This is a genomic window from Phormidium sp. CCY1219 (assembly GCF_035615515.1).
GTDB lineage: Bacteria > Cyanobacteriota > Cyanobacteriia > Cyanobacteriales > Laspinemataceae > CCY1219.
The window spans coordinates 1-342 of the sequence record NZ_JAJENT010000293.1; the positions used below are offsets into that span (position 1 = coordinate 1).

Consider the following 342-nt stretch of genomic DNA (forward strand, 5'->3'; position numbering starts at 1 on the left):
TGTAGCCGCTCGCCCTTTTTTTGTCAAGCGATCGCCTCAAAAAAAAGCCGGTCCACAGCGGATAGGTGTTGCTACCTTGTCTGAAGAATTGCCAGGGCTTACGCAATTTTTTTTCTTCCCAAAACACCCTCGGGGTGATATAATGGAACGTAAGGGTCAGGCAGGAGACTTAAGCAATCTGTGCAATGCTTAAAAGCCCTGCCTGGGGTGACGGTTTAATTATAGCCGATCGCCCTTTTTTTGTCAAGCGATCGCCTCAAAAAAAAGCCGGTCCACAGCACAACCGCAGATAGGTGTTGCTACCTCTTCTGATGAGATAAATTTCCAGGGCTTACGCAATCT

1 protein-coding gene is annotated in these 342 nt (G+C 47.7%); it reads left to right on the top strand.

The window, feature by feature from the left end; translation table 11 throughout:
* A partial coding sequence (locus tag LKK83_RS04860; protein WP_324629787.1) for a hypothetical protein occupies positions 1–193 on the top strand: 193 nt, incomplete at its 5' end.
* Positions 194–342 lie beyond the last annotated feature (149 nt).